This is a genomic window from Ileibacterium valens, assembly GCF_001945525.1.
Lineage (GTDB): Bacteria > Bacillota_I > Bacilli_A > Erysipelotrichales > Erysipelotrichaceae > Ileibacterium > Ileibacterium valens.
Genome location: NZ_MPJW01000001.1, coordinates 1 through 1,387 on the forward strand (window position 1 = coordinate 1; position 1,387 = coordinate 1,387).

General features: G+C 40.6%; 2 protein-coding genes. Both read right to left on the reverse strand.

The genetic code is table 11. The features are described from left to right. The coding region (gene tnpA / locus BO222_RS00005) for an IS66 family insertion sequence element accessory protein TnpA (protein ID WP_198931968.1) at positions 1-288 on the reverse strand (288 nt) is incomplete at its 3' end. A 327-nt stretch (positions 289-615) separates the two neighbouring features. Then, positions 616-1,167 (reverse strand): hypothetical protein, encoded by a 552-nt coding sequence (locus BO222_RS00010; RefSeq protein ID WP_158024519.1) that lies wholly within the window; start codon positions 1,165-1,167, stop codon positions 616-618. Positions 1,168-1,387: the final 220 nt, after the last annotated feature.

The following is a 1,387-nucleotide window of genomic DNA, read 5'->3' on the forward strand; positions in this document are numbered from 1 at the left end:
ACGGATCGTTCGGTCGCTGTCAGTGATTTCAATCACCGGCTTTGGACTCTCGTCTGATCCTTCCAAATCCAGGAAGACCGTCCTGTCAATTTCTACGAATTCAAGAGCCGCTGAAGCAGGCGATACGGCGGCAGCTTTTCTTCGCCAGTACTGGAAGGTGGATAAAGCCAGGCCGTTTTGGACGCAGAAGCCAGCCTGAGTCAGACCTGACACCTGATATTGATCAACCAGGTTCATCCACTGTTCCTGATTCAGTTCACGGGATTTGGAAAACAGATAATTATGCATAAAATCCTCCAGTTCTAGTCGAATACAGAATATCGACTGGAACCGGAGGATCTAAGCCCGTGCAAATTTCAAAAGGTTACAACGTTTCTCCGTTGAATGCTGCGAAATAGATTTTAGGAGATCGCAAGCAAACAATCATGACAGAAGACATTCTATCAATTGATTCAGAAAGAACAATCTTTCTTTTGCTTCCTGCGAATTTTTCGGCAAAATTTATCAGCTTAATTCAGTTTTTAATCGTTTTAATCGATTTCTTTACCAGCTAATTATTCTCTTCCTTATGAAATGAAGAGTGACATTCTTAAAAGCGTCAATAGGCATTCTGGATTAGTGATCTTCGCCATTGAGACTTGAAAGCTCATCCCAGATTTTTTCAACCTTGAATTCGTAATCTTCATCGACTTCTTCTTCAGTATTTTCAATGGCAAAAAGCAGTTCATCCGCGGCATTTTTCATATCTTCAGCCAGAGAATGAAATTCACTGATCACATCATAAAGCGTATCCTGAGAAAGCAAGCCGCTTTTTAAAATTGGATATTCTTTTTTATTTTCTTCAGATGGCTGCAGGACTTCTGTTTCATAATTATCATAATCATCCATAAATCCGTTGTTCATATAATCACTCAGTACTTCAAGGTCTTCTCTGCAAAGCCAGGCTGCGAGCACACCTTCCTGAATCTGTTTATATCTTTCCTGCAATGAAAGCAGTCGTCCATCAAGTTCAATCAATTCACTTTCTGTTGAATATTTCCCTTCCTGAGTCCGATCTTCTCTGAAATCCAGTTCCTGATTCATAATATTGCATCCTTTCTTTAAGCCGGGCGCCTGAATCCGATTCATCCAGGCCATTTTATCCTTGATCAGAGTAGGCTCTGACAATTAGGTGACTTATTAATGATTGCTAAATAATATCATCAACCATAAAAATAATCCATCAATGATAAATCGGCCGCGAACTGTGTAAGATTGAACGTAACCTTTTGAAATTTGCACGGGCTTTTATTCCCGGTTATCCCTGAATACCATCAAAGGCGGAAATCTTCTCTGTGCTCCAGCTTTCCTCTCAGGAAAGTCGGAAACGGAAGATTTCCGCCTTTTC